The sequence below is a fragment of the Sanguibacter suarezii NBRC 16159 genome (assembly GCF_001552735.1).
GTDB classification, from domain to species: Bacteria; Actinomycetota; Actinomycetes; order Actinomycetales; family Cellulomonadaceae; genus Sanguibacter; species Sanguibacter suarezii.
The window spans coordinates 257089-281172 of record NZ_BCRT01000004.1 but is presented as its reverse complement, the minus strand read 5'-3'; the positions used below and the strand labels follow the sequence as shown (position 1 = coordinate 281172).

Annotated in this window: 21 protein-coding genes and 3 tRNA genes; 12 read left to right on the top strand and 12 right to left on the bottom strand. The window is 71.6% G+C overall.

The features are described from left to right. Nucleotides 1-62 precede the first annotated feature (62 nt). Both aztD and SS2_RS02505 read right to left on the bottom strand, forming a co-directional pair. Nucleotides 63-1352, bottom strand: coding sequence for a zinc metallochaperone AztD (gene aztD, locus SS2_RS02510; RefSeq protein WP_066460790.1), 1290 nt, complete (start codon nucleotides 1350-1352; stop codon nucleotides 63-65). Nucleotides 1353-1579: 227 nt separating this feature from the next. Next, nucleotides 1580-2422, bottom strand: coding sequence for an aldo/keto reductase (locus SS2_RS02505; RefSeq protein WP_066460789.1), 843 nt, complete (start codon nucleotides 2420-2422; stop codon nucleotides 1580-1582). Between the two features lie 22 nt (nucleotides 2423-2444). On the opposite strand from SS2_RS02505, the gene SS2_RS02500 reads away from it, so the two are divergent. From SS2_RS02500 to SS2_RS02445, 12 genes are all read left to right on the top strand, one after another. Further along, the gene (locus SS2_RS02500; protein ID WP_245643287.1) at nucleotides 2445-3128 is read left to right on the top strand and encodes a GNAT family N-acetyltransferase; all 684 of its coding nucleotides are present in this window, start codon (nucleotides 2445-2447) and stop codon (nucleotides 3126-3128) included. A 129-nt stretch (nucleotides 3129-3257) separates the two neighbouring features. Beyond that, the gene (locus tag SS2_RS02495; RefSeq protein WP_066460788.1) at nucleotides 3258-6914 is read left to right on the top strand and encodes a TM0106 family RecB-like putative nuclease; all 3657 of its coding nucleotides are present in this window, start codon (nucleotides 3258-3260) and stop codon (nucleotides 6912-6914) included. Nucleotides 6915-7107: 193 nt separating this feature from the next. After that, nucleotides 7108-7311 (top strand): cold-shock protein, encoded by a 204-nt coding sequence (locus SS2_RS02490; protein WP_042437666.1) that lies wholly within the window; start codon nucleotides 7108-7110, stop codon nucleotides 7309-7311. A gap of 235 nt (nucleotides 7312-7546) precedes the next feature. Then, complete coding sequence (locus SS2_RS02485; protein WP_066460787.1) at nucleotides 7547-8635, top strand: fatty acid desaturase family protein; 1089 nt, start codon at nucleotides 7547-7549, stop codon at nucleotides 8633-8635. A gap of 119 nt (nucleotides 8636-8754) precedes the next feature. Continuing rightward, nucleotides 8755-10284 carry a carboxylesterase/lipase family protein gene (locus tag SS2_RS02480; protein WP_066460815.1) on the top strand — a complete coding sequence of 510 codons (1530 nt, stop codon included), beginning with the start codon at nucleotides 8755-8757 and terminating at the stop codon, nucleotides 10282-10284. A gap of 266 nt (nucleotides 10285-10550) precedes the next feature. Beyond that, nucleotides 10551-10754 (top strand): cold-shock protein, encoded by a 204-nt coding sequence (locus SS2_RS02475; protein WP_066460786.1) that lies wholly within the window; start codon nucleotides 10551-10553, stop codon nucleotides 10752-10754. 147 nt (nucleotides 10755-10901) lie between these two features. Then, entirely contained in the window at nucleotides 10902-11549 is a 648-nt protein-coding gene (locus SS2_RS02470; protein WP_066460814.1) for a M15 family metallopeptidase, read from the top strand. A gap of 151 nt (nucleotides 11550-11700) precedes the next feature. Continuing rightward, complete coding sequence (locus SS2_RS02465) at nucleotides 11701-11904, top strand: hypothetical protein (protein WP_066460785.1); 204 nt, start codon at nucleotides 11701-11703, stop codon at nucleotides 11902-11904. Nucleotides 11905-11952: 48 nt separating this feature from the next. Then, complete coding sequence (locus SS2_RS02460) at nucleotides 11953-12447, top strand: FBP domain-containing protein (RefSeq protein ID WP_066460784.1); 495 nt, start codon at nucleotides 11953-11955, stop codon at nucleotides 12445-12447. A 47-nt stretch (nucleotides 12448-12494) separates the two neighbouring features. Continuing rightward, nucleotides 12495-14651 carry a thioredoxin domain-containing protein gene (locus SS2_RS02455; RefSeq protein WP_066460783.1) on the top strand — a complete coding sequence of 719 codons (2157 nt, stop codon included), beginning with the start codon at nucleotides 12495-12497 and terminating at the stop codon, nucleotides 14649-14651. 37 nt (nucleotides 14652-14688) lie between these two features. Next, nucleotides 14689-16401 (top strand): ABC-F family ATP-binding cassette domain-containing protein, encoded by a 1713-nt coding sequence (locus tag SS2_RS02450; protein WP_066460813.1) that lies wholly within the window; start codon nucleotides 14689-14691, stop codon nucleotides 16399-16401. Between the two features lie 116 nt (nucleotides 16402-16517). After that, nucleotides 16518-17783 carry an Nramp family divalent metal transporter gene (locus SS2_RS02445; protein ID WP_066460782.1) on the top strand — a complete coding sequence of 422 codons (1266 nt, stop codon included), beginning with the start codon at nucleotides 16518-16520 and terminating at the stop codon, nucleotides 17781-17783. Nucleotides 17784-17893: 110 nt separating this feature from the next. Here the strand turns inward: SS2_RS02445 and SS2_RS02440 are convergent, their stop codons facing one another. The 10 genes from SS2_RS02440 to SS2_RS02395 all read right to left on the bottom strand — a co-directional run bounded on the left by SS2_RS02440 (nucleotide 17894) and on the right by SS2_RS02395 (nucleotide 24048). After that, on the bottom strand, nucleotides 17894-18274 hold the full coding sequence (locus SS2_RS02440) for an SHOCT domain-containing protein (RefSeq protein ID WP_066460781.1): 381 nt from the start codon (nucleotides 18272-18274) through the stop codon (nucleotides 17894-17896). 230 nt (nucleotides 18275-18504) lie between these two features. Further along, nucleotides 18505-18580: transfer RNA gene (locus SS2_RS02435), tRNA-Arg, on the bottom strand. A 105-nt stretch (nucleotides 18581-18685) separates the two neighbouring features. Next, complete coding sequence (locus SS2_RS02430; RefSeq protein WP_066460780.1) at nucleotides 18686-19573, bottom strand: uroporphyrinogen-III synthase; 888 nt, start codon at nucleotides 19571-19573, stop codon at nucleotides 18686-18688. A gap of 258 nt (nucleotides 19574-19831) precedes the next feature. Next, nucleotides 19832-19920, bottom strand: a tRNA-Ser gene (locus SS2_RS02425). 139 nt (nucleotides 19921-20059) lie between these two features. After that, nucleotides 20060-21334 (bottom strand): threonine/serine exporter family protein, encoded by a 1275-nt coding sequence (locus SS2_RS02420; protein WP_066460779.1) that lies wholly within the window; start codon nucleotides 21332-21334, stop codon nucleotides 20060-20062. Between the two features lie 146 nt (nucleotides 21335-21480). Further along, nucleotides 21481-22284 carry a CAP domain-containing protein gene (locus SS2_RS02415; RefSeq protein WP_066460778.1) on the bottom strand — a complete coding sequence of 268 codons (804 nt, stop codon included), beginning with the start codon at nucleotides 22282-22284 and terminating at the stop codon, nucleotides 21481-21483. Nucleotides 22285-22382: 98 nt separating this feature from the next. Then, a tRNA-Ser gene (locus tag SS2_RS02410) sits at nucleotides 22383-22469 on the bottom strand. A 103-nt stretch (nucleotides 22470-22572) separates the two neighbouring features. Further along, on the bottom strand, nucleotides 22573-23196 hold the full coding sequence (locus tag SS2_RS02405; RefSeq protein ID WP_066460777.1) for a GTP-binding protein: 624 nt from the start codon (nucleotides 23194-23196) through the stop codon (nucleotides 22573-22575). After that, entirely contained in the window at nucleotides 23177-23587 is a 411-nt protein-coding gene (locus SS2_RS02400) for a DUF742 domain-containing protein (protein WP_174523182.1), read from the bottom strand. The genes SS2_RS02405 and SS2_RS02400 overlap by 20 nt, the downstream gene beginning before the upstream one ends. An 11-nt stretch (nucleotides 23588-23598) precedes the next feature. Then, nucleotides 23599-24048: a roadblock/LC7 domain-containing protein gene (locus SS2_RS02395; RefSeq protein ID WP_066460775.1), complete on the bottom strand. Its 450-nt coding sequence runs from the start codon at nucleotides 24046-24048 to the stop codon at nucleotides 23599-23601. Between the last annotated feature and the right edge of the window lie 36 nt (nucleotides 24049-24084).

The window sequence follows — 24084 nt, the reverse complement described above, 5'->3', positions numbered from 1 at the left end:
GGCGGCCGCCGCGAGCGCCCGGCGCGTGGCCGGACGCTCGCGGCGACCTGGTGCGTGGCCCCTCACGCCCCCGAGACCCCGGTCAGCTCGTTCGGGGTGACGGTGAGCACGGCACTGTTCCACACGTCGCCGGTCTCGATGTCCACGGCGTAGATCGTCGAGGTCGCCGGGTCGGTGATGTACGCCGAGCCGTCGAGGACGGTGAGCGTGGGGCGCGGCTTCTGCCAGTCCTCAGGCTCTTCCCACGCCCCCATGACCGGCACGGAGCGCGTGATCGTGGCGGTCTCAGGGTCGATCACGTGCAGCTGTCCGTCGGTTCCCAGGACGAGCGCCTCACCGGCGTCACCACGGCCCAGGGAGCGGAAGGTGTAGCTGGCGGGGAGGTCGACGAGGGTGAGCTCGGCGGTGCGGGTGTCGATGAGGGAGATGCGGGTGGGGCGCTCGAGCGTGGCCTCGGCGTCGGACTTGTAGTCGCCGAGGACGATCGGGGAGGCGTCGCTGCCGGCCTGGTTGCCGATGCGGCCGTAGGCGTCGGGGCTGGTCACCTTGGAGATGACGCCGCCGGCGTAGACGAGCGCGCCGTCCTGGCAGCCGATCACCACGGCCTCGTCGGCGGCGACCGCCTCGCCGTGCACGCCGGGGCACTGGTCGCTGCTGGCGATCTCGGCGTCGCTCGCGTCGAGCACCCGGATGCCGGTGCGGGCGTCCTCGGTGCCCTCGGAGACGAGCAGGCTCCCGTCGGAGAGCTCGACGGCCACGCCGTGGTGGGCGGACGGCGTCGTGTGCTCGCGCGTCTCGCGGTCGGCGTGGGCCACCTCGGCGGAGTCGAAGACGACGACCTCGCCGGTCCCGTCGTCGAAGAGGGCCGTGCGGCCCTCGTGCACGACGACGTGCCCCGGCTTGGTCGCGGCGAAGGTCACGTCCGTGAGCTCGGGGGTGGCGGTGTAGTAGTGGGAGTGGTCGCCGTGCGGCTCGGCCCAGGTTCCGGCGTCGAGCAGCTGGAAGCCGCCGGAGGTGGAGACCAGGACGGAGCGGCCGTCGCCGACGGGGTTGATCCGGTTGAAGCCGGCGAGGTCGATGGACTCGACGAGCTCGAGCGTCGTGGCGTCGAGCACCTGGACGCCGCCGTCGTAGGTGATGACCAGGCGCGGGGTGACGGTGGCCGCCTCGGCTGCGTCGGGGCTCGCGTGCTCGTCGTGGTCGTGGTCGTGCTCCTCCGTGGCGGCGGCCGACGTGGACGGCGTGGAGGCCGCGGGCGTCGAGGAGCATCCGGCGAGCAGCACGAGCGGGAGGGCGAGCCCGAGCGCGACGGAGCGCAGCGGGGCGGGACGGGTAGCGGTGGTGAGAGACATGAGGTGGACGGGCGACCGGCTGCGGGCGCAGCGGTGCCCTCTCCTTTCGGTGGGACGACAAGGGGCTGAAGAGCCGTCGCCACCCTAACAGGGAGTGGTAACCATTCTCATTAAGGCTCCAACAAGCCTCTGGCCAGGGGAGAAACAGCTGTGCCCGGCTGGGGTGGTGACCACCCCGGCCGGGCACAGACTCACGTCACGCGCGCCTCACGGCGCATCAGGTCACGTCACTGCATCTGCGAGAACTCCGCCGTCGCCGGGTCCGCCCCGAGCCGGTTGCCGGACTCCAGAGCGTCGATCCGAGCGATCTCCTCCGCGCGCAGGTCCAGCCCGAGGAGATCGAGGTTGGCCGCGATCCGCTCGGGGGTGTTCGACTTCGGGATGACGATGGTCCCCTTCTGCAGGTGCCAGCGCAGCACCACCTGGGCCGGGGTCACCCCGTGCGCGAGCGCGATGTCCCCCACAGCCTCCGACCCGAGGTCAGCGCCCCGGCCCAGCGGGCTGTACGCCTCCACGGCGATCCCGGCGTCGCGGGAGGCAGCTGCGGTCGCGGTGTTCTGGAAGGTCGGGTGGATCTCGATCTGGTTGACGGCCGGGACCACCTCGGCGCTCTTGAGCAGCGTCGCCAGGTGCTCGGGGAGGAAGTTCGAGACGCCGATGGCCCGCACCGCGCCGTCGGCCAGCAGCTTCTCGAAGGCGCGCCACGTCTCGACGTAGAGCCCGCGCGCCGGCGAGGGCCAGTGGATGAGGTAGAGGTCGACCACGTCGAGGTCCAGGGCGGCCCTGCTGGCCTCGAAGGCCGCGAGGGTGGACTCGTAGCCCTGGTCGCCGTTGCGCAGCTTGGTCGTGACGAAGACGTCCTCGCGGGGCAGCCCGGCAGCCTTGATGGCAGCGCCGACGCCGGCCTCGTTGTAGTAGCCGGCAGCGGTGTCGATGTGGCGGTAGCCGACCTCGAGGGCCGACTCGACGGCCTGCTGAGTCTCGTCCGGGGCGATCTGGAAGGTGCCGAACCCGACCTGCGGGATCCTCACGTCGTTGTTGAGGGTGATGGAGGGAATGAGTTCTGTCATCCATCCACAGTAGATTGCTCAGGTGAGCACACCACTTCCCGACGTCGACCGGCGCGTCCCCCAGACGCAGCCCAGCCCCTTCGTCATCCGCCCCGCGCGCACCGAGGACCCCGCCGAGGTGGCCCGGCTCTACGAGATCTGCCTGCGCACCGGGTCCGACGGCGCGGACGCGTCCGCCCTGACCACGGAGCCGAACCTGCTCGGCGAGATCTACCTGGGCGCGTACCTGCGCTTCACCCCCGAGCTCGCCTTCGTCCTGGTGGACACGCGCCTGCCGGGCGCTGAGGGGGTCGTCGGCTACGTCATCGGCACCGCGGACACCGCCGCCTTCGAGGCCGTGCTGGACCGTGAGTGGTGGCCGCACCTGCGCGAGCGCTACCCGCTGGGCACCTTCCCCGAGGGGTCCTACGACGCGAACCTCGTCGCGAACATCCACGGTGAGCACCACAGCGACCCGGCGGTCCTCGAGCGCTACCCCGCTCACCTGCACATCGACCTGCTCCCGGGTGGCCAGGGCGGCGGCAACGGCCGCCGGATGCTCACCACGCTCTTCGACGCGCTGCGCGCCGCCGGCGCCCCCGGGGTGCACCTCGGCGTCTCCACGACCAACACCCAGGCGACCGGCTTCTACGCCCACATCGGCTTCACCCCGCTGTCCGACGACGGCTCGCTGCTCGGCCTGGACCTCTCGCCCGGGCGCGACTGACCTCGTCGCGCCGGCCACCCGGCCTGCCCGCCCGACCCCGGGCACCCGCTCGACCGCCAGCCGGCCTCACGCTCCACCCCTCGAACGACCCGCCCTGCCTGATCAACCCGCTGGCCTGGGAGGCCCCCTGTGTTTCTGCTCGACGACGTCCTGATCTCCAGCGCGAGCGACCTCACCCTGGCCTCGACCTGCGAGTTCGCCCTGCTGCGCACCCTCGACCGGCGCCTCGGCCGGGTGACCGACGGACCGGTCACCGACTCCGCCGACGCCATGCTCGAGCGCACCGCCGAGCTCGGACTGGCCCACGAGGCCCGGGTGCTCGCCGGCTACGTCGAGCAGTTCGGCCGTCACGTCCCGCCCACCCCCGGCGCGCCCGCCAGCGCGGGCCCCACCGGCGGCGTCGTGCACCTGGGGAGCACGTGGGATGCCGCCGAGGACCTGCGGGCCGCCCACGACCGCACCCTGGCGTACCTGCGGTCCGGGGTCGACGTCGTGGCCCAGGGCACGCTCTTCGACGGCCGCTTCCTGGGCCGACCGGACTTCCTCGTGCGGACCCCGGCGGCTGAGACCACCGCCGAGACCGTCCCCGCGACCACAGCCGAGATCGCCGTCGTCGACGCCAAGCTCGCCCGGCGCGCCAAGGTCACCGCGCTGCTCCAGCTCGCTGCCTACGCCGACCAGCTGCTCGCGGCCGGCGTGCCGGTCGCCCCGCGGCTGCGCCTGGTGCTGGGCGACACGTCCTTCACCGAGCACGCCCTGAGCGACATCCTGCCGGTCTACCGCGAGCGCCGGGCCCGCCTGGAGCTGCTGCTGGACACCCACCGCGCCGGCTCCGAGCCGGTGGCCTGGGACGACGCCCGCTACCTGGCCTGCGGCACCTGCGCTGACTGCCGCTCCGAGGTCGCCGCCCACCGTGACCCGCTGCTCGTCGCCGGTCTCACCGTGGCCCAGCGCACCCGCCTGCGCGACGCCGGCCTCACCACCATCGACGCCCTCGCCGCCTCCACCGGGCCGGTCCCCGGCATGCCCGCCCGCACCCTGACGACGCTGCGCGAGCAGGCCGCGCTGCAGGTGGCCCAGGACGCCCGCCCGCTCCGGGCCGACGGCCGCCCGGACGTCCAGGCTGTCGTCTTCGCGACCGGCGCCCTCGCCGCGCTGCCCGCCCCGGACGCCGGTGACCTCTTCTTCGACTTCGAGGGCGACCCGTTGTGGGCCGAGCCGGGCTCGAGCGACTGGGGCCTGGAGTACCTCTTCGGCCTGCACGACGCCGACTCCCCGGACGGCACCCCGGGCGCCTTCCGCACCTTCTGGGCGCACGACCGCGTCCAGGAGCGTCAGGCGCTGCTGGACTTCTTCGCCCTGGTGGGCGAGCGACGCCGGACGAACCCGGGGATGCACGTCTACCACTACGCCCCCTACGAGGTGACGGCGCTGCGCCGGCTGGTGGGCCGGCACGGCGTCGGCGAGGAGGTGCTCGACGACCTGCTGCGCGAGGGCGTGCTCGTCGACCTCTACTCGACCGTGCGCCAGAGCGTGCGGGTCTCCCAGCCGTCCTACTCGATCAAGAAGCTCGAGCCGCTGTACATGGGCGACGACCTGCGCAACGAGGCCCTGGACAACGCGGCCGACTCGATCACCGAGTACGCCCGCGCCTGCGCCCTGCGCGAGGCCGGCGACGACAGCGACAGCCGGGCCGTCCTCGACCTCATCGCCGACTACAACCGCTACGACTGCCTGTCCACCCTGCGGCTGCGGGACTGGCTGCTGGCCCGAGCCGCCGAGCACGACGTCACCCCTGCCGCCGCGACTGCCGACGACGGCGCGGAGGTCGAGCCGGTCGAGCTGGACCCGATGGTCGAGGCCTTCACCGAGCTGGCCGGGCCGGCCGCCGCCGCACCGCGCGCCGACCGGTCCGACGACGACCAGGCGCTGCTCATGCTCGGCGCCGCCCTGGGCTACCACCGCCGTGGGGACAAGCCGTTCTGGTGGGAGCACTTCGACCGGCTGACCGCCCCGGTCGACGAGTGGGCGGCCACCCGCGACGTCCTCGTGGCCGAGGAGGTCCGCCTGGAGCGCGACTGGTACAAGGAGGACAACCAGCGGTCGCTGCGCCGCGAGCTCACGCTCGTCGGGCGCCTGGCTGACGGCAGCACGCTGGCCGCCGGGTCGGGCGTGTGGTGCATCTACGACGCGCCGCTGCCGGCCGGCCTGGAGGCGCCCGCCGGCGCCGTCCGCCAGGTCAGCGGCAGCTCGACCGTGCTGTCCGTCGGCGTGGACGAGGCGGGCCGCGACGTCGTCCGGGTGGAGGAGGTCCTCAAGAAGGACGTCGACCCCTACGCCGAGCTGCCGATGGCCGTCGGTCCCGGTCGCCCGGTGCCCACCGGGCTCGTCGAGGGCGCCGTCCGCGAGCTCGCGCAGGTGGCGCTGCGCACCCTGGAGTCTGCGTCCGGAAACTTCCCGGCCCAGTCCGCCCTCGACCTGCTGCGCCGGATGCCCCCGCAGATGCGCGAGGACGCCGACTCCCCCACCCTGCCCACGGTCGACGACGGCCGCGGTGCCTACATCTCCGCGATCACCACGGCCGTGCGCGCCCTCGACCGGTCCTACCTCGCCGTCCAGGGCCCGCCCGGGACCGGCAAGACGTACATCGGCGCCCGGGTCATCGAGCGCCTGGTGCGCAGCGGCTGGCACGTGGGGGTCGTGGCCCCCTCGCACGCCGTCGTCGAGCACATGCTCGACACGATCGTGGAGGCCGGGGTCCCCGGCTACCGCGTGGGCAAGAAGCCGGTCGACGACACCCCGCACGCCTGGACCGCGATCCCGGACAAGAAGCAGGGCCGGTTCCTCGGCGAGCACCGCGAGCACGGCTGCGTGATCGGGGGGACCGCCTGGGACTTCACCAACGTCTCGAAGATCGGGCGGCGTTCCCTCGACCTGATCGTCATCGACGAGGCGGGGCAGTTCTCCCTGGCCAACACCCTCGCGGTGTCTCTGGCCGCGCAGAACCTGCTGCTCCTCGGCGACCCTCAGCAGCTCCCGCAGGTCACCCAGGGCACCCACCCCGAGCCGGTGGACACCTCCGCCCTGGGCTGGGTCGCGCGCGGCCAGGACACCCTGCCTGCGGACCGCGGCTACTTCCTCGAGCGCAGCTGGCGGATGCACCCGGCGCTGTGCGCACCGGTCTCCCGCCTCGCCTACGCCGGCCGTCTCACCACCGAGGGCCTGACGGCGCAGCGGCACCTGGACGGGCTGGCCGCGGGCGTGCACGTCGTCGACGTCCCGCACCTCGGCCGGTCGGTCGCCTCCCCGGAGGAGGCCGCCGAGGTGGTCCGTCAGGTGCAGTCGTTGCTCGGACGGGCGTGGACCCCCGGCGGCGAGGCGCCCGTGCGCCCGCTGGGCACCGCCGACATCCTCGTGGTCGCCGGCTACAACGCCCAGCGGTCGCTCATCACCGCCGCGCTGCGAGCTGCCGGGGCGGACGGGGTCCGGGTGGGCACGGTGGACAAGTTCCAGGGTCAGGAGGCGGCCGTGGTGATCGTGTCGATGGCAGCCTCCGCGGCCGGCGACGTGCCGCGCGGCATGAGCTTCCTGCTCTCGCGCAACCGGGTCAACGTGGCGGTCTCGCGCGGGCAGTGGGCCGCGATCGTGGTGCGGTCCCCGGCACTGACGGACTTCCTGCCGTCCACCCCGGCGGCCCTCGCCGAGCTCGGTGCCTTCATCGGTCTGTGCGCGCCGCAGGACGGGCCCGCTCAGGCCCCGGGAGCCGCCACGACGGACGCCGTCTGACCTGCGAAGGACGCCCTCCCCTAGCCAAGACGGTCAGAAGCCTGTACTGTGTTCCTTGAAGTTGCTGTGCCTCTCATGTCTTTGCCGCTCAGGGTTCAACCCCGCGGATCTTGTTCTTTCAAGAGTTGACGACGGAACACCGTGACGAACGGCTTCGAATCGCGAAGCCGTCCGACTCTTGAAGGAGTATGAAATGACTGTTGGAACTGTGAAGTGGTTCAACGCTGAAAAGGGCTTCGGCTTCATCGCCCCCGAGGACGGCTCGGCTGACGTGTTCGCGCACTACTCCGCGATCGCCTCCTCCGGCTACCGCTCCCTCGACGAGAACCAGAAGGTCGAGTTCGACGTCACGCAGGGTCCCAAGGGCCCGCAGGCTGAGAACATCCGCCCCCTCTGATTTCACTCCTGCTGATCGCAGCCTCGTGCTGATGATCGCGGTCTGACATCTTTGACGAAAGCCCCGGGTCTTGTACCCGGGGCTTTCGTGTTTCTCCATGACTTTCTTCACCACGTCACCACCTGCAGCCCCCGCGCCACAGAGCACTGTCGCCTAGCGTGGGACCCACGAGCGCAACTCATCTGGTGACGCCGCATCACGTGCGACCTGCTCTCACACACGCCTCGGAGGCCCGATGAGCGCCACGCTCACCGCAGACAGCTCACGCCCAGCCGGGGACTCACCCCGCCAACGCCAGGTAACCGACTTCGCCGAGATCTCCGGCCTCATCCAGGCCGCCGGCCTGATGCGCCGCCGCTACGGCTACTACTGGGCCAAGCTCGTGGGGATGGTCGCGGTTTTCGCCGCCTTCGTCGCGGCCTTCCTGTGGATCGGCGACTCCTGGTGGCAGATGCCCATGGCTGCCCTGCTGGCGGTCATCCTCACCCAGACGGCCTTCCTCGGGCACGACGCCGCGCACCGGCAGATGTTCCGCTCCGGGCGCTGGAACGAGTGGATGAGCCTCATCGTGGCGAACCTCTTCGTGGGGCTGAGCTACGGCTGGTGGCAGAACAAGCACACCCGCCACCACGGCAACCCGAACAAGGACACCGTCGACCCGGACATCGACCTGCCGGTCCTGGCCTTCACCCCGGAGCAGGCAGCGGCCCGCACGTCGCGGTTCGGCCGCTGGTTCGCCACGCACCAGGGGTGGTTCTTCTTCCCTCTGCTCCTGCTCGAGGGCCTCGACCTGCACTACCAGGGGCTCAAGCGGGTCTTCGGCCCCGAGCGCATCGCGCACCGCTGGGCTGAGATCACCTTCCTCAGCGTCCGGCTCATCGGCTACCTCGCCCTCGTCCTGCTGGTGCTCTCCCCCGGCAAGGCCGTCGTCTTCCTCGCGATCCAGCTGGGCCTGTTCGGGCTGTACATGGGCGGTTCCTTCGCCCCGAACCACAAGGGCATGCCCATCGTCCCCAAGGACGTGAAGATCGACTTCCTGCGCCGCCAGGTGCTCATGAGCCGCAACGTCACCGGTGGCCGGTTCATCGACACCGCGCTCGGCGGGCTGAACTACCAGATCGAGCACCACCTCTTCCCGAGCATGCCGCGCCCGCACCTGCGCCTGGCCCAGCCCATCATCGAGAAGTTCTGTGCCGACAAGGGTGTGCTGTACACCCAGACGGGCCTGTTCACCTCCTACGGGATCGTCATCCGCTACCTCAACCGGGTCGGGCTGGGCGACCGGGACAACTTCACCTGCCCGCTGGTGCAGTCCTACCGCTGACCTCGCGTCGGAGGTGGGTGGCGGGGGTGGTGACCGGCTAGCCTCGGTAGTGGGAGGGCCTGCCACGCAGGTCCTCGGACTCGTCGAGACAACTGCGGAGCTGCCAAGTGGTCAATGTCGTGAGCACTCAGGTCGAGACCGCGCAGGGCACCCTGCGCGGTGTGCTGACCCCCACGGGGCTGCGCGCCTTCCGGGCGATCCCCTACGCCGAGCCGCCCGTGGGCAACCTCCGCTTCCGCGCACCCCGCCCGCCCCAGCGCTGGGCCGGCGTGCTCAACGCGATGCACCACGGTCCGGTCGCCCCGCAGCGCGTCAGCCACTACCACTCCGGCGCCGGTCCGGACACCGACCAGTCCGAGGACTGCCTCACGCTCAGCGTCCTCACCCCGCCCGACGCCGCTCCGGCAGCTCCTGAGGACACCGCCTCCGGCGGCGCGCTGCGCCCGGTGATCGTGTGGTTCCACGGCGGAGCCTTCGTCCGCGGCGCAGGGTCGGCCCCGGCCTTCGCCGGTGACGCCCTCGTCGACCGCGGCGACGTCATCATGGTCAACGTCAACTACCGCCTGGGTGCGCTCGGGTTCCTCGACTTCTCCCAGTACTCCACGCCGCAGCGGGTCTTCGAGTCGAACCTGGCCCTGCGAGACATGGTCGCGGCCCTGGAGTGGGTGCAGCAGAACATCGCAGCCTTCGGCGGCGACCCGTCGAACGTGACCATCGCCGGGGAGTCGGCTGGCGCCACCGCGGTGACCACGCTCATGTGCGTGCCGTCCGCTGCCGGGCTGTTCCACCGAGCCATCGCCCAGAGCCCGGCCGTGGGCGGGGTGTACTCCGCCGAGCGCGCGGCAGGGTGGGCGCGGGACTTCATCAACTGGCTGCACACGACCGAGAGCCTCGCCGTCGACGCCCTGCTCGGCGCTCCGCCCACCGAGCTGGTCGCCGCGGGCGAGCGCCTCATGAGGTTGACGCTGCTGGAGACGCCCGGGGCGCTGTGCATGAGCCCTGTGGTGGACGGCGACTTCCTGCCCGAGCACCCGATCGACCTGCTGACCAGCGGACGGGCGCACCCGGTGCCCCTGCTCATCGGGTCCACCAAGCACGAGGGCGCGCTGTTCGCCACGGTCCGCCCCGGTCTGCTGCCGGTCAGCGCCGAGGCCATCAACCTCATGTTCGAGATCACCGACCCCGGTGCGCAGCTCACGGTACTCTCGGCCTACCCGGGGTACCCGTCCAAGCGTGCCCGCGCCCAGCTCGTCGGCGACGCGACCTTCTGGGTGCCCGGGGTCCAGGCGGCCGAGGGGCACACCACGGTGGCGCCTACCTTCGTCTACCGCTACGACTTCACCACCCCTGCCCTCAACCTCAAGGGCCACGGCGCCACGCACGGCACCGACCTGGTTCCGGTCCTCGGCAACCTCACCTCCTCTCGCGGCCGTGCGGCCACGGTGCTCGGTGGCGCGGAGGACCTCGCTGCGGTGAGCGCCCGGATGCAGGACCACTGGTTGTCCTTCGTCCGGTCGGGGCTGGTGAGCTGGCCGGTCTACGACGACATCGACCGCCCGACGAAGATCTTCAACACGACCGACCGCCTCATCAGCGACCCCGGCCGCGAGCGTCGTCGAGCCTGGGACGGGGTCGCGACGTACCGCTGAGCCCCACGAAGGAGGGGGTCGGTCACGAGCATGGCTGAGGTCGTGATATGGAAAGTTGATGCTCGCGATACGAGATCTGCTGTTGGGGTCTAGCGCCTTTGCCCCAGATATGACTAAAGTAGGCCGCGAAGTTGCAGTGCCTCGCACGTCTTACCTGCACCGACGCGAGTCGGGGTAGTTCTTGGTCTTCAGGAGTGGACGACGAACACCGTGACGAGCGGCCTCCACAGGGGAGGTTGTTTCACAACTCTTGAAGGAGTATCAAGATGGCAGTTGGGACCGTGAAGTGGTTCAACGCAGAAAAGGGCTTCGGCTTCATCGCACCGGAGGACGGCAGCGCTGACGTGTTCGCCCACTACTCGGCGATCCAGAGCTCGGGCTACCGTTCGCTCGACGAGAACCAGAAGGTCGAGTTCGACATCACGCAGGGCCCGAAGGGCCCGCAGGCGGAGAACATCCGCCCGATCTGATCTCGCCTCGGCTAGATCCAGCCCTTCCAGGAAGCCCCGGACAGCATCGTCCGGGGCTTTCTGCATGCCCGGCCTCTTCCGGCGCGTCCCGGCGATCTTCTCGGCGCCGAGGCCTCATGACCGGCGCCGGACGGACGATGGGTGGGCGTGAGCGGTATCGAAGCGATCTCATCGCGCATCCTGGAGATCCAGTCGACAGTGGCCTCCTTCGCGGGGCGTCAGGCCCAGCCGGCGATGGGCGCCCTGACGGCTCAGGCGACCCGGTCGGCGTCGGCGACCTCCGCCCTGTCGGGGACGGCGCAGGCGTCCTCCGCGACGGCCTTCGACCTGCTCATGGCCCAGGCGACCGGCGCGACCTCCGCAGCCGCCACCCCGACCGCAGGCGCCACCCTCAACTCCGCCGGGATCCCCTCCGACCTCGCCGTCTACGGCAACGGCCAGGTCCCGGCGTCGGCCCTCGCCTCGGTCGGCACCACCGGTCACCGGTTGTGGGCTCCGGCCGCGAGCGCCTTCGAGACGTTGCTGGCCGCGGCGAAGACCGACGGCGTGGACATCGGGATCACCGACTCCTACCGCACCTACGACAGCCAGGTCGACCTCGCCGAGCGCAAGGGGCTCTACTCCGAGGGCGGTCTCGCCGCCAAGCCCGGGACGAGCGACCACGGCTGGGGACTGAGCCTGGACCTCCGCCTCGACCCCGCCGCGCTCAGCTGGATGCGGGCCAACGGTGCCACGTACGGATTCGCCGAGGACGTGCCTCGTGAGCCCTGGCACTGGACCTTCCAGGGGAACTGATGCCGAGCCGCAAGTACGCCTCAGGAGGGGCGTTATTGCAGGTCAGCAGCGGCTTCTGAGATGTTGAACGTTCATTGATGGGGAGTTCTCCCCATGCGATTCACCCCTCCACGCCTTGAACGCCTGGTGGCTCTGGTCATAGTGTCACGGGGTGATCAGACCTCAGCTCCGGACCGCGTCGGCCGCACCCGCCACGCTCGTCTCCCTGGCGCGCGTCGGTATCGCCGGGTTGTCCATGGCCTCCCTCCTCGACGCTGAGGCAGCCGTGTCCGCCGCACCGACCACCGTGCCGGACTCAGCCGCGCCCAGCCTCAGCACCGACCTCACGGTGCAGCGCGTCCGCGCCAGCGTCTAGCCTTCCCGGCCAGGCCACCACTCGGCACGCGAGCTCTACGCTGGTGCGATGAGATCTCTGTCCGAGGCCGACATCCGCCGGTCGATCGTCAACGGCTCCCGCAAGGACGCCGCGAACCTCGTCCTGCCACCCACCTTCGCAGACCTCGTCTGGGAGGACCACGACGTCCTGTCCTGGCGCGATCCCAAGCTCACCGAGCGCGGCTACCTGATCACCTGGCGCGACGACCGCCCCGTCGGGATCATCCTGCGGGTGGCGGACAGCTCAGGTCAGCGCGGACGCCCCTCCCTGTGCCAGCTCTGCCAGTCGCTGCACAGCACCGACGACGTCTCCTTGTTCAGCGCCCGACGCGCCGGGCAGGCTGGCCGTGACTTCAACTCCGTGGGCACGCTCATCTGCTCGGACCTGCGCTGCAGCACCACGGTGCGGATCCTGCCGCCGCCAGAGCCGCTGCGCCCGGACCCGCACGCCGTGGTCGCCGAGCGCATCGCCGGCTACGTCCGGCGCACGGAGGACTTCCTCTCGGCCGTGCTGGGGCGCTGACCGACACTGACCGGCACCCACTGCCGTGGGCGTCGTACGGTAGAAGCATGAACCGTCTCGGCTCAGCACTGTCGCCCTACCTGCGCCAGCATGCCGACAACCCGGTGGACTGGCGCGAGTGGGACGCGGCCGCCTTCGCCGAGGCGGCCGCCCGAGACGTGCCGATCCTGCTGTCCGTCGGCTACGCGGCATGCCACTGGTGCCATGTCATGGCCCACGAGTCCTTCGAGGACCCTGCGATCGCCGCCCAGATGAACGCCGACTTCGTGTGCATCAAGGTCGACCGCGAGGAACGTCCTGACATCGACTCCATGTACATGGCGGCCGTCGTGACGATGACCGGGCAGGGCGGGTGGCCGATGACCGTCTTCCTCACCCCCCAGGGGGCGCCGTTCTTCGCCGGCACGTACTTCCCACCGGTGCCGGCCCACGGCATGCCCTCCTTCCCGCAGGTGCTCGCCGCCGTCACCGAGGCCTGGCACGACCGGCGCGGCGGGCTCGAGGACCAGGCCGCCGATCTGCTCGCCCGGCTGCGGGACCAGCCGGCGGCCCTCGCGACCCTCACCACGGCTCCCACGGCGCAGGACCTCGCGAGCGCCGTGCGCCGGCTCGCCGGCGAGTACGACCAGGTCAACGGCGGGTTCGGCGGCGCGCCGAAGTTCCCGCCGAGCATGAACCTCAGCCAGCTGCTGCGCCACCACGGGCGGACCGGGGACCCGACTGCCCTGGCCATGGCTGCCCGTACCTGCGAGGCGATGGCCCGCGGAGGGATCTACGACCAGCTGGCCGGCGGATTCGCCAGGTACTCCGTGGACGCGGAGTGGGTGGTCCCCCACTTCGAGAAGATGCTCTACGACAACGCTCAGCTGCTCAGTGTCTACACCCGCCTGTGGTGCGCCACAGCGGAGCCGGCGACCGCGGCCCTGGCCGCGCGGGTCGTCGCCGAGACCGCGACCTTCCTGCTCACCGAGCTGCGGACGCCCCAGGGCGCCTTCGCCTCCTCCCTCGACGCCGACACCGACGGCCACGAGGGCACGTTCTACGTCTGGACCCCTGAGCAGCTCACCGCGGCCCTGGGGCCCGACGACGGCCCGTGGGCAGCCGAGCTGCTCGGCGTGAGCGCTCAGGGCACCTTCGAGGGGGACGCGAGCGTCCTGCAGCTGCGCCGCACCGACCTGCTGGCCGCACCCGGTGCCGGCCAGCGGTGGGACCAGGTCCGCGCCACCCTCGCCGCCGCGCGCGAGGGACGCACCCGGCCAGGCCGCGACGACAAGGTCGTGGCCGGGTGGAACGGGTTGGCCGTGGCGGCCCTGGCCGAGGCCGGGATGGTCTTCGACCGCCCGGACTGGGTGACTGCCGCTGAGCAGGCCGCCGCGCACGTCGTCGCAGCGCACTGGTCGCCAGGAGGCCAGACCGCGGGCCCCGAGGACGCAGAGGACCGCCCGGTGCTGCACCGGGTCTCCCTCGGCGAGGAGCTGTCCGGCGCCCCCGGCGTCCTGGAGGACTACGCCCTGCTGGCCGACGGACTGCTCGTGCTGTTCTCGGCGACCGGCACCGGGCGCTGGTACGACGTCGCGGGTGCGCTGCTGGACGTCGTGCTGGACCGGTTCACCGAGCCGTCCGGGGACGCCGTCGCCTTCTTCGACACCCCCTCCGGTGCGGCGTCCACCCCGGAGCTCCTCGTGCGGCCCGCCGACCCCGGTGACAACGCCAGCCCCTCGGGCCGCTCGGCGGCCGCCGGTGCGCTGCTGCGCTATGGCGCGCTCTCCGGCTCGCACCGCCACCGGGAGGCCGCCGAGGCGGCACTGAGCGTCTACCCGGTGCTCGCCGAGCAGGCGCCCCGCTTCGCCGGGCACGCCCTGGCCGTGGCCGAGGCCCTCGCGGACGGTCCGCGCGAGATCGCCGTCGTCCTGCCCCGGGCAGACCGGGACGGGGACCCAGGCCCCGCTGACGACGCCACCCCCGACGCACGCAGCGACGCCCTCCCCCCGCGTCGCCTGTCCGCCTCCGCGCACGTCCTCCTCAGCGCGGCCTGGCGAGCCCCGGCACCGGGCGCGGTGATCGCAGTCGGGCACGAGGGGGACGGGCACCCGCTGCTCGCCGACCGACCCGCGCCGGTGCCCACCGCCTACGTCTGCCGCGGTTTTGTCTGTGACCGGCCGGTCACCGAGGCCGGTGACCTCACCCGCCTGCTGCGCACCTGAGCCGATCCCGCCCGCGGGGCGGGGGAGAATGGTCGCCATGACCGCCACCCTCGTCGCCCGCGGCCTCGGCGCCGCACACGCCGACCGCACCGTCTTCTCCGGCCTCGACCTCGTGGTCGGGCCGGGTGACGTCGTAGGGCTGGTCGGCGCGAACGGCGCCGGCAAGTCCACCCTCCTCTCCCTCCTCGCAGCCGCCCACCTGCCCGACGCCGGCACCGTCACCCTGGCGCCCTCCGGCGCCCTGGTCGGTTGGTTGCCCCAGGAGGTGGAACGGGTGCCCGGCGAGAGCGTGCGGGCGCACCTGGCCCGCCGCACCGGCGTCGCCGCGGCGCAGGCGGCCTTCGACGAGAGCACCGCCGCCCTGGGCGAGGGCGCACCCGGCGCGGACGACGCCTATGCCCTCGCCTTCGACCGGTGGATGGCGATCGGCGCAGCTGACCTGGACGAGCGGCTCGGGGCGGTGCTGGCAGACCTCGGCCTGGACGTCGACCCGGAGCACCCGATGACGGGCCTCTCCGGTGGTCAGGCCGCGCGCGTGGGGCTCGCCGCGCTGCTGCTGTCCCGCTTCGACCTGCTGCTGCTCGACGAGCCGACCAACGACCTCGACCTGGACGGCCTGGCCCGCCTGGAGACCTTTGTGCAGGGGCAGCGCGCCGGGATCGTCGTGGTCAGCCACGACCGCGAGTTCCTGGCCCGGTGCGTCACGCGTGTGGTCGAGCTGGATCTCGCCCAGCAGCAGGTGGGTGTGTACAACGGCGGCTACGAGGCCTACCTCGACGAGCGGGCGACGGCTCGCCGGCACGCCCGCGAGGACTACGACGAGTTCGCCGACAAGAAGGCCGGGCTCGAGGCCCGGGCACGGATGCAGCGCGGGTGGATGGCCAAGGGCGTGCGGGACGCGGTGAAGAAGTCCGGCGACCCGGACAAGCACATCCGTGCCGCGCACCGCGAGGGCTCGGAGAAGCAGGCGGCCAAGGCGCGCCAGACCGAGCGGATGATCGAGCGTCTCGACGAGGTGGTCGAGCCGCGCAAGGAGTGGGCGCTGCAGTACGAGATCGCCGCCGCACCGCGCGGCTCGGCCGTCGTGGCCGTCCTGCGCGACGCCGTCGTGCACCTGGGCGGGGCGCAGGCGGCGGACGCAGGAGCCTCCGACGGTGCCACCGGCGACGGCGTGCCGGACTTCGTGCTGGGGCCGGTGTCGCTGCAGGTGGACGCGGGTGACCGGGTGGCGATCACCGGCGCGAACGGGTCGGGGAAGACGACGCTGCTGCGCGCGCTGCTCGGACGGACCGAGCTGACGTCGGGGTCGGCCACGCTGGGGACCTCGGTGGCGGTCGGGGAGGTGGACCAGGCGCGCAGCCAGCTCGGCGGCACCCCCGGGACGCCCGCCCTCCCGCTGGTCGAGGCCTTCGCCCGTCAGGTTCCGGACTGGCCCGAGGCCGAGGTGCGCACCCTGCTCGCGAAGTTCGGACTCAAGTCCTCCCACGTGCTGCGTCCGGTCACATCGCTGTCGCCGGGTGAGCGCACCCGCGCAGCCCTCGCGCTGCTGCAGGCCCGCGGGGTCAACCTGCTGGTCCTCGACGAGCCGACGAACCACCTGGACCTGCCCGCCATCGAGCAGCTCGAGGAGGCTCTGGCCTCCTACACCGGCACGCTGCTGCTGGTCACCCACGACCGCCGGATGCTCGACGCGGTCCAGGTGAACCGCCGCTGGTCCGTGGCCGGTGGTCAGGTGACCATCGAGGCCTAGCCGAGCCGCGGGCCGGGAGGGGGCGCAGGTCACCCGGGTGCCCGGGCCGTGGGGTTGCGCAGGTTCGCGGCCCCGCGCACGATAAGTTCGTCCACCCGAACTTGTGGGAGCAGGCGATGATCCCTCCGTCGACCCCGACCGTCGCCACGGCCGAGCCGCAACAGGCGCAGCCGCGCCGTACGCTGTGGCGCCTGCTCGGCCCCGCCTTCGTCGCGGCGATCGCCTACGTCGACCCGGGCAACGTCGCCGCGAACGTCTCCGCCGGGGCCCGGTTCGGGTACCTGCTCGTCTGGGTGCTGGTGCTCGCCAACCTCATGGCGGTGATCGTCCAGTACCTCTCCGCCAAGCTGGGGCTGGTCACCGGGAAGTCCCTGCCTGAGGCGCTCGGGGAGCGGCTGGGACGCCCGGCCCGGCTGGCCTACTGGGGTCAGGCCGAGCTGGTGGCCGCCGCGACCGACCTCGCCGAGGTGATCGGCGGGGCCATCGCGCTCAACCTGCTCTTCGACCTGCCGCTGCTGCTCGGCGGGCTCATCACCGGGGTCGTCTCGATGATCATCCTCGCCCTCCAGCAGCACCGCGGGCAGCGCACCTTCGAGACGGTCATCACCTCGATGCTCGCGATCCTCACGGTGGGGTTCTGCGTCGGGCTGTTCGTCTCACCCCCCTCGGCCGCCGACGCCCTCGCAGGCTTGGTCCCCCGCTTCGACGGCACCGAGTCGGTGCTCCTGGCTGCCTCCATGCTCGGCGCCACGGTCATGCCGCACGCCATCTACCTGCACTCCTCCCTCGCCCGCGACCGCCACGGCCGCGAGCACACGCCGTCGGGCCTGCGCCGGCTGCTCACGGCGACGCGGTGGGACGTGGGGCTGGCGCTGCTGCTGGCCGGGACGGTGAACATCGCCATGCTCCTGCTGGCGGCCTCGACCCTGTCCGGGCAGACGGGCGTAGACACGATCGAGGGCGCCCAGGCGGCGATCAGCGCGGCCCTGGGGTCGCTCGTCGGCGTCGCCTTCGCGGTCGCGCTGCTCGCCTCGGGCCTGGCGTCGACGTCGGTGGGGTCCTACGCGGGGTCAGAGATCATGCAGGGGCTGCTGCACGTGCGGATCCCGCTGCTCACCCGCCGCCTCGTGACGCTCGTCCCGGCGCTGGCGCTGCTCACCACGGACGTCTCACCGACCTGGCTGCTCGTGCTCAGCCAGGTGGTGCTGAGCTTCGGCATCCCCTTCGCACTCATCCCGCTCGTACGCCTGACCAGCGACGGAGCCCTCATGGGCGTCCACCGCAACGGGCTCGCCCTGCGGGTGGCCGCGTGGGCCGTGGCAGCGGTGATCGTCGCGCTCAACGTGACCCTCCTCGCCCTGACCGCCTCCGGAGCCGGGTAGACGCGCCACGGACGCCGCAACCGCCCCTGTCCGCTCACCGTGAGGTGGGTAGACAGGAGCGGCGGCCGGGGGGACGTGTGCGGCAGGACGGGCGGAGAGAATCCATGGCGTCAGGCGAGGGCCTTGGCCTTGAGCGTGTTGAACTCCTCGGGCGAGATGGTCCCGGCGTCGAGGAGCGCCTTGGCCGTGCTGATCTGGTCCGCCGGTGACTGCCCACCGGTGGCGACCTCACGGATGTAGCTGTCCGCCTCGGCCTTGGCTGCCCGCGTCGCGGCGAAGTGCCGCTCTGCCATGCCGTTGCCACGGGCGATGATGTAGACGAGCGCCGTGAGGAACGGCACCACGATCAGCCCGATCACCCACAGCGCCTTCCACCACCCGCTGAGCTCTCGGTCGCGGAAGAGGTCGGCGATGATCTGGAACAAGATGATGAGGTAGACGATGAAGAAGAACCACCACACGAGAAGCCAGAAGTAATTCCAGAAGTCCATGATGTGTCCGTTCTGTAGAACAGGGCGCCTATGGCGAACAGAGCGCTGAAAACAGCATATTGTCCGTTATCCCGGGGCGCACGGGGAAGCCTGGACGGCGGCGGCAGGCGGCTGAGCGGGACACGATCACCGCGCGGCGGGCTGGCTGCCCCGGGCAGGCGGCGATGCCTGCGAGCCGCGCCCGGACAAGCAAGAAGGCCAGGACCCCGAGGGATCCTGGCCTTCCTGTCTGGTGCGCCCGAAGGGATTCGAACCCCTAACCTTCTGATCCGTAGTCAGATGCTCTATCCGTTGAGCTACGGGCGCTTGTCGTGCTGTGAACCGTTCAGAACTCTACATGGCACTTTCCGAGATCCCAAACTGGCGGGAGGGTGACGCCCGCCACGCTCCCCCGCCGCCACGCAGAACCGGCTATCCGCGCTGGCCCTGCACGTCCTCAGCAGCGGCGACGTCGAGGCGGTCGCACACCAGCCGGATGAGCGCACCCATCCTGAACCGCTCGGGCTGGATGGGCTCCACCCCGACGGCCAGCAACGGTGCCGCGGTCACCGGACCGACCGCGGCCGCCTGCACGCCGTCCTGCAGCGCGGCCACGACCTGGGCGTAGACGCCCATGCCCTCAGCGGCCGCCAGCAGCGCCTCGACGGCCGGCGCGCTGGTGAAGGTCACCGCGTCCAGCTCGCGGGCGCACAGGGCCGCCACGAGGCGCTGGACCCGCTCGTCGGTGTCGTCGACGGCGGTCCAGCGGTACGGCGCCACCACCAGGACCTGGCGGTGCACCGCGCGCAGCCGGTCGAGCTGGACCTCATCGGTGTACCCGTGTACCTGGACACCCACGCTCAACCCCGGCGGGTACTCCGCGAGCACCTTGTCCACCAGGGAGGTGGTCGTCTCCTCCACGCTCATCCCGGCGTCGTCGAGCCCCACCGCGCGCACGCCGCCACGGGCCTTGGGCCCGCGCACGAGGATGTCAGCTCCGGCGAGGGCGCCGCGCAGGTCGGTCGCCAGCCCACCGGCGTCGGCCACCTCGAACCAGCGGCGGATCCCGTACCCGGTGATGGCGAGCAGCACGTCGGGGCGGGCGGCGATCAGCGCCCGGGTGTCGTCCAGCAGCGGCCCGTCCTCCTGGGCGTGGGTGATGCGCAGCGTGGGGGCGTGCAACACCTGGGCACCGCGGCGGGTGAAGGCGTCGATGAGGTCGCTCGAGCGCCGGTCGCTGGTCACCCCGATGCGACGCCCCTCGAGCTGGTCCCCGCGGATGCCCGGGCCGGTCGGGGTCTGCGTGTCGTCGTCGCTCATGGCACCTGTTTCGCTGGCGCGGGCCACCCGGGCGCGCGTGCGCCCTGGTGCCCGCCGGGAGACGTGGTCACGGGCGCGTCGCAGGACGCCGCCCGGGCCGGTCAGGACACCAGCCATCCTAGCCACGGCAGCAGCGCCACCAGGGCGTTCGACGCTCGGCGTGGGACGCGCCCGAGAGGGCGACGGGCCGCTCGACCCGATCCACCTACCCCAGGACAGACGAAAGGCCCCGGTCATGGACCGGGGCCTTTCGCGAAGCGGAGACGGAGGGATTCGAACCCTCGGACGGGTTTCCCCGTCACCACCTTAGCAGGGTGGCGCACTAGACCTGGCTATGCGACGTCTCCTCGCCGGGCTACCGGCGCGGGCCCGAGTCAGACGAATCTTCTCCGGGCTGTGCAAGGGTACCTGCAAGGCAGGACGCGGAGCAAAACGTCTGCCCGACGCCGCCGCTCGCCGCCCCGGACGGCTCCCCGCCGGGCCGTCTCAGTGGCCGCCGGGCCGCCAGGACCCGTCGGTGACCGTCCGCGCGATGGTCAGCCCGATCGCCAGGGCGATGACGACGAAGGCAGCCTGGACGCCGTAGGCGAGGGCGTCCACCGTCTGTCCGTCGTTGAGGAAGTAGACCGCCCGATAGGCGGCTGCGCCGGGCACCATGATGACCACGGCGGGCACCGACAAGGTGAGCCGCGGCGCCTGCATCCGGGGGGCGACGAGGTTGGCCAGGATCCCGACGATGAGACCGGCTGCGCAGGCGGCCGCCTGCACCACGACCCCGGCGTCGATGAGCTCGAGGCGCACGACGTTGGCGACCATCCCGATCCCCGCGGCGGCGAGAGCCACCCGCCAGCGGCTGTTGAACATCAGGGCGAAGCCCAGCACTCCGAAGGCGCTCGCCACCAGCCGCAGCGCGAAGGTCAGGCCGGGCGCCAGGGCGAGCGGCGCCGCAGGGTCCGGGGTGAGCCCCATGACCGCTGAGACCGCCCAGACGCTCATCGCCGCCGAGGTCATGATCATCAGGGCATAGGTGAGCCGGGAGACGCCGGCGGAGAAGTCCAGGCGGGAGAGGTCCAGGGCCGCGGTGATCAGCGGGAACCCCGGCACCAGGAAGAGCACCGCAGAGATGTAGCCGCTCTCGTGGATGGTGTCGACCGCGCCGACGGCGAACAGCAGGTTGACGATCCCCAGGTAGACCACGCTCGCCACAGCGGCCGCCAGCATCGTCACGCCGAGCTGGTTGAACCCGCGGTGCAGCATCAGCCGCCGGGTCGCCTGCCCCAGACCCGCGCCGAAGAAGACCACCAGCACCTCGACCGGGCCGCCGTTGTTGAGGAAGGCGAAGGCTGCACAGGCCACCGCGGCGAACAGGGCGTTGGACCAGGTGCCGTAGAGCAGCGGGCGCTTCTCGATCTCGTCGAGGCGGGCGGAGATCTCCTGCTGCGGGGTGCCCGGCGTCAGCGACCCGCAGAGCTGCTCGAGGAGCGCGATCCGGTGAGCGTTGACGCCGATGCTCCGGCTCTGGGCCACCTCGGTGCGGAAGATCGACCCGCGCCGCGCGGTCGCGGTGATCTCGTTCACCGTGACCTGGGCGTCGACGGAGTCGATGCCCAGCGCCCGCCCCACCTGCTTCATGGCGATCTTGACGCGGTAGCTCCCGCTGCCCGCGCCGAGCAGCAGGGTGCCGACGCGCAGGATGATGCCGGACTCCCGGACCAGGGCGACAGGTTCCAGGTCGTCCGTGTGGGACAGGGATGACGTCATCCCATCATCATCGTCGGTCACGGTGGGCCCGCGCGGGACGTGAGTCCCACCGGGCGCCGTGGCGTCGCGCACACCGGCGTCCTGGGCTGCGGCGCACGACGCTGCGGCGAGGTGCGTCGCAGGGGTGCCCCTGGCCCTCTCACGGCTCAGTAGCTGGCGAAGACCTGGGTCGCCCAGGCCGTGCCGTCCGCGGCGACCACGTACCCGATGCCCACCTGGGTGAAGCCGCCCCGCAGGATGTTCTCGCGATGCCCGGCGCTGTCCATCCATCCAGCGTGGATCGTCGCGGCGTTGTCCGCGAATCCTCCCGCGTACCCGACGTTCTCACCGAAGGTCATCGCCCCCGCGGGGATCTGCGCGGAGTAGCTCGGGTTGTGGGCCAGGGTCCCGGAGGCGGCCATCGACGACGTCCAGCCGCTGGCCACGGACTCGAGCGCGGCACTGTAAGCCAACGGCGCCAGACCGGCGGCGCTGCGGGCGGCGTTGAGCGAGGCGAAGAGCGCCTGCGCACCGCCGGTGGACGGTGACCCGGACGGCTTCGAGGCCGGAGCGGGGGCCGGCGCAGGGGCCGGAGCGGGAAGTGGTGCGGGCGCCGGAGCGGGAGCAGGGGCGGCCACCGCCGGACGGGGTGTCGCGATCGCGGCCGCCGGTGCGGGCGCCTCGGCCGTGGGCTCAGGGTCTGCGGGCACCTCGGCGGTCGGGTCCGGCGACGGTGACGGGCTTGGTTCGGGGCTGGGCGTCGGCGTCGGCGTCGGTGCGAGGCTCGGCGTCGGGCTCGCCGAGGCGCTCGGGGATGCGCTCGGCGAGGTGATCTCACCGGCCGCCGCGCGGTCCTCGACCCCGCACCCGGCCAGAAGCACCACGGCCCCCAGCGACAGCGCGGACAGCAGGGACACGGCGGTCCGCCGGCTGCGGCTGGTGGACGGGCGGGCGGTGCTCAGGGCGCTCATATGACTCCTATCGGCCACTGCTGCCCAATTCAGAAGGAGTGGCGCGCATGAAGATGGCCTGCGGTCGGCGTAGTGCCGACCACAGGCCATTCGTCGAGCGGAGGCGGAGGGATTTGAACCCACGGTTGGCTTTCACCAACTCCAGTTTTCAAGACTGGTGCAATCGGCCGCTCTGCCACGCCTCCTCGTGCGCACGCCGCTCAGCGGCTCGCGCACAGGACATTCTGGCATGCGCGCGCCGCAGTTCCGAACCGCCCCCGCGTGGGGGCGGTTCGGGCTGGAGGACGGTCAGGCTGCCCGCAGCTGCTGCATGGCGTGCTGGACCAGCGCGATGAGCGACTGCTTGGTCGCCGCGCGGGACCGGGCGTCCGTGTAGAGCATCGGCACGTGGGCGGGGATCTGCAGCGCCTCGCGGACGTCCTCGAGGCGGTGCTTGGCTACGCCGTCGAAGCAGTTGACGCCCACCACGAAGGGGATGCCCCGCGACTCGAAGTAGTCCACAGCCGGGAAGCACTGCTCGAGGCGATCGGTGTCCACCAGCACGACGGCGCCGATGGCACCGCGCACCAGGTCGTCCCACATGAACAGGAAGCGGTCCTGGCCCGGGGTACCGAAGAGGTACAGCCACAGCGAGCCCGGGAGCTCGATGCGGCCGAAGTCCATGGCCACGGTGGTGGTGGTCTTGCGGTCGGTCTGGCCACCGGCGTCGTCCACGCCGAGCGAGTGCTCGGTCATGGCAGCCTCGGTGTTCAGCGGCTCGATGTCGGAGATGGACCCGATGAAGGTCGTCTTCCCGACGGCGAACCCGCCGGCGACGACGATCTTGACGACGGTGGGGGCCCCTGCGGGCTTGACCGGTGCGGGAGCGGGAGCGGCGGCGTCCGCCGTGCCGCTAGAGGGCAGAAATACCATTGAGAACACTCTCCAGCACGCTGAGGGACAAGGCCGGGTTCTGACCGTGGCCGGTGTGGACATTGACGGGGGTCGACGTGTGGATGGTGAGGTAGCCGTCATCCGCGAGGTCGGCGATGAGGATCCGCACGACGCCGAGGGGCATCCGCAGCAGCGCGGAGACCTCGGCGATCGAGACGTAGGTGAGTGCGGCGTGGGTGAGGATCGCACGCTTCTCCGGTGGCAGCCCACGGCTGTCGACCGCCCCGGGCATCACCTCGATGAGCGTCTCCAGCGGCAGGTTGGAGGTCGCCGAGCGCACACGCCCGCCAGTCACCGCATAGGGCCGCACCGTCGCGGCCTCGAAGTGCTCCCCGTCCATGGAGTGCGACGTTGACCTGGAGTTCATCATCCTGCCCTACCTCATCCGATCGGCGTGCGGGTGGCCCCGTCGACAGGGAGGCTGCTGCGCATCTCGGTGATGAGCTGCGGGGTCAGCGTCGCCTCCGTGCGGGAGACCAGCATCGCCATCTCGTAGCCGATCAGCCCGACGTCGCAGGTGGAGTCGGCGACGGCGGCGAGCACCGAGCCGTTGGACACGTTCATGAGGAAGAGGAATCCGTTGTCCATCTCGATGATGGCCTGGCGGACCGCTCCCCCGTTGAGCTGACGCGACGCTCCTCGGGTCAGGCTCGACATCCCCGCGACGATCGCTGCGAGCTGGTCGCCGCTCGTGCGGTCGAGGTGGTCTGACATGGCCATGAGCAGGCCGTCGGCAGACACCACCAGGGTGTGACGGGTGCCAGGAACAGTCCTGACGAAGTTGTCCAGCAACCAACCGAAGTTCGTCGCCTCAGTGCTGAGAGCGTTCACGCTTCCTCCTTCTTCCGGTGCCTCAGTGGCGATAGA